At 50.7% G+C, this 3,644-nt stretch carries 4 protein-coding genes; all 4 read right to left on the bottom strand.

The window, feature by feature from the left end; all coding sequences use genetic code 11:
• Nucleotides 1–482: cation-transporting P-type ATPase (locus tag ACESLU_RS12940; protein ID WP_372639049.1), on the bottom strand; the 482-nt coding region annotated here is incomplete at its 3' end.
• 12 nt (nucleotides 483–494) lie between these two features.
• Complete coding sequence (locus ACESLU_RS12945; protein WP_372639050.1) at nucleotides 495–1,394, bottom strand: F0F1 ATP synthase subunit gamma; 900 nt, start codon at nucleotides 1,392–1,394, stop codon at nucleotides 495–497.
• Nucleotides 1,381–2,931: an alternate F1F0 ATPase, F1 subunit alpha gene (locus ACESLU_RS12950; protein WP_372639051.1), complete on the bottom strand. Its 1,551-nt coding sequence runs from the start codon at nucleotides 2,929–2,931 to the stop codon at nucleotides 1,381–1,383. The genes ACESLU_RS12945 and ACESLU_RS12950 overlap by 14 nt, the downstream gene beginning before the upstream one ends.
• Nucleotides 2,932–3,122: 191 nt before the next feature.
• Nucleotides 3,123–3,644: hypothetical protein (locus tag ACESLU_RS12955; RefSeq protein ID WP_372639052.1), on the bottom strand; the 522-nt coding region annotated here is incomplete at its 5' end.

Below are 3,644 nucleotides of genomic sequence, written 5' to 3' on the forward strand. Positions count from 1 at the left end.
ACACGGCCACCTGAACTGAGCAGCACAATATCGCCGGGTACCAGCTCCCGTGCGGCAATTTCCATTTCGCGTCGGTTCCGAATAACATTAACCTTCGGATCTGACATCTTTGAAAGTGCCTCCATTTCTTTCTGGGCTTTGCTTTCTTGTATGTAACCAATTAACGCATTTAATAAAACAACAGTAGTAATTACCCCCGAATCGATATAATCCTGAAGTACAAAGGTCACAAAAGCAGCCGCCAGCAGGATATAGATAAGCGGATCTTTGAACTGATGCAACAAAATCTGCCAGCGGGTTAAGCCGGTCTCAACTTCGATTTCATTAGGCCCAAAGAAAGCCAGACGGCGTTTGACTTCCTCCTCAGACAATCCAGTATTGGTATTAGTTTTGAGTTTTTGACTAACATCTTCTCCAGTTAAGCTATACCAGGGCTCTTGTCTTTTCGTCAGCTCATTTAAAATATTTTCATGATCTGCCATATTAATCCTCCATTATATTGCTTTATCACTATCGCGAGACTGTGCCGCCTCAAATCCCGCCATAATATCCAGCAGCTCGCTGGTGATGGCCGACTGACGTTCATGCGTATAAGCCCGGTTCAGTTTTTCCAGGCGCTCATCTATTTTCTTCTCGGCCTGCTGCATCGCAGACAATCGACTGGTATACTCGGCAGCAAGCGACTCGGCCACTGCGCGGTAAAGAGATACAAACAGATATTGCCGCAGCAGTGAAAGGAACAGGGTATGCGCATCCACCCTGTATTGGGGCAAATTATTGGTCGGCCACGGACGATCAACGAGCCGCTCCAGCCAACTCTTATTCAATGGCAGCAGATGCTGACCGCGGGAAGTATATCCCTCCTTGTCAGCGGGCTTGTTATGCAATACCCTTATCGATCGGATATCCCGTTGTGCCTGCCATTCTTCAATACCAGCCAGCAGATCCAGCACCAGCCCACTGATCCCGCCTGCCGAACCGGGCAAAATAAAGTGCTTGTCTATCGACACTCCCGCCTGCCGCAAATAACCGGTCAGCCGTTCTCCCAACACAAAGAACTGCGCCTCTTTCTTCCCCTCTTCCCTGGTCATCTCCAACGTATAAGTCAGTATCGACTCGTCAAATGGTCCGCACAGCGACTGGCTTGAGCCAATAACGATGATCCCGGCTGTCCCCTCATCACCCGATGAGAGAAAAGGGCGAGCCTCACTGAATTCTTTGGAAAGCACAACCTGCAGACCCCGCTCAAGGGTATCGTAATAGCCCCCAAGCGAATCAGCGGCATCCTCAAACTGATGAATACCTACCGAAGCCATCACTTTCATCGTCCGAACAATAGACTGCAAGTCTTTCGCATTCTTTACTTTGCGCTGTAGCTGTTCAAGTTTCTGCATACTCCTGCTCCTCTTTTAACGATTCAAGTGCTGTTTCTGCCAGATCGAGCAAATATGTTCGTTCCTCTTCCGTAATATCTTCCTGCCAGTCGATTTTTTGATCCAGTTCATCGGAATGCTCCTGGTAGATTTCCCGGATCTGCCGTTTGGCTTCTTCGAGTCGGGCGAGCGGGAGGTCATCCATCACCCCGGAGGTCACCGCCAGCAGCAGTAAAATTTGTTCCCCAATGTCCAGGGGTTCAAATTGTGGCTGTTTTAAACTCTCGCGGATCAACCGTCCGCGTTCTATGGTTTTCCTGGTATCTTCATCAAGCCGCGAGCTAAACCGTGAAAACGCTTCCAGTTCCTCAAATTGTGCATAGGCCAGCCGGAGTTTTTTGGTTACCGAACGGTAGGCCGGTCGCTGCGCAGCACCCCCTACCCGTGAAACCGATTTCTCGGCGTCAATGGCCGGCATCACATCTTTTTGGAAAAGTTCCGGGGACAGATAGAGCTGTCCATCGGTAATAGAAATCAGGTTGGTAGGTATAAATGCCGATATATTTTGAGCCTGAGTCTCCACTATGGGCAAGGCTGTCAACGACCCGCCCCCGTATTCTTCCTTTAGCCGGGTCGACCGTTCCAGCAGTCGCGAGTGAATGTAAAAGATATCGCCGGGGTATGCCTCCCTGCCCGGGGGACGCCGAAGCAGCAGGGCCAGTTCCCGGTAAGCCCGGGCATGCCATGTTAAATCATCGTAAATAATTAGCACGTCTTTTTCCTGCTCCATAAAATATTCCCCGATGCTGGTCGCTGCATACGGGGCAATATACTGCAGTCCCACCGGGTCTTCACTCCCGGCCGAAACGACAATCGAATAATCCATGGCCCCATGTTCCTGCAAGTCGGCTATAACACGGGCCACCGCTGCTTTCTGCTTGCCGATACCGCAGTAAATACAGATTACATCTTTATCGTGCTGGTTGATCATGGTATCCACGGCAATAGCGGTCTTGCCGATCTGCCGGTCGCCTACAATCAGTTCGCGCTGCCCCCGTCCGATCGGAAACAGTGCGTCAATCACTTTAATCCCCGTCTGCAGCGGGGTCTCGACGGGACTTCGGTGCATGATGGGCGGGGCCGGACGTTCTACCGGCAGGGTTTCGTTTGTAGCCACTGGCTTTTTCCCGTCAAGCGGACGACCGATGCTGTCTACCACCCTGCCCAGAAGCTGATCTCCGACAGGGACACTTAATATATCAGAAGTCCGGTGAACTTCATCACCGGCTTCTACATACTGCTCCTCATCCAGCAAAATAATACCCGCTTCCCCGGCATCCAGGTTGTAAACCAGTCCGGGCACCCGGCGCTCTCGGGTATCTATGTATACCAGCTCATCGGTTCCCACATGCGGTAATCCGTGTACCCGGATGAACCCTTCTCCCACCGATGTGACCACTCCATACTCGCGAAGCCGTAAATCCGGGCTCCGCTGGATCGCCTGTCCCAGCCGGTTTCTGGTTTTTTTAAGTACTGAATCAAGTATTCGGTCAGTCATGTTACATTCTCACCTGGCTGCTTTGAATATTGGGTGTTGAATATTAAAGCTTGTTGCATTGTCCTTTTCTGAATAGGGTGGATTGCTATCACTGGCTTTGCATACATATACCATAGCTCTTCTTTTTCGGATAAGCTTGACCGGTTATGTTAATAATTATTTAGTCTATCTTGACATGCATCGGATTAGCCTCAATTATTAGTTTCCAACTGGGTGAAAACCGTATCTACCTCTGACCTCAGCTCCTCGAGGTAGCCTTTCATATTCCAGCCTATTTTCCAACCGTTGCTGCGTACTTCAATACCGAAGCCCAGCTCCGGGTCATGGCTATACCGGCACCCCTTTTCACTGTCCAGCAGCCGGCGAATGGCGGCGTCAATTTCTTCGCGATCCTCCTCTTCGGTTGGAAAGGCCGTTGCGACCTCAAGGTGGTCCGCATCCACGGCATCGATCATCTGCTTCCTTTCGTCCTCCTTCATCCCCTTGATACGGTTAATAAACCGGTTTATCGCCTGTTTTTCGAGCGACCTGTCGGCCAGGTCCGCTACCATATGCTCAACGATACCCATGATCTTCTCAAAGGACTGCTCCTCGAGTTCCTCCAGGAACACCCTTTTTTCCCTCTCCACCGCCTTCATCCATTTACTGCGGACCTTCTCCACTTCGTTCCGGGCTTCCTGCATGAGTTCCAGCTTAAAGGATTCAGCTTCTTC

This window comes from Fodinibius sp. (assembly GCF_041642155.1).
In the GTDB taxonomy this organism is placed as follows: Bacteria; Bacteroidota; Rhodothermia; order Balneolales; family Balneolaceae; genus Fodinibius.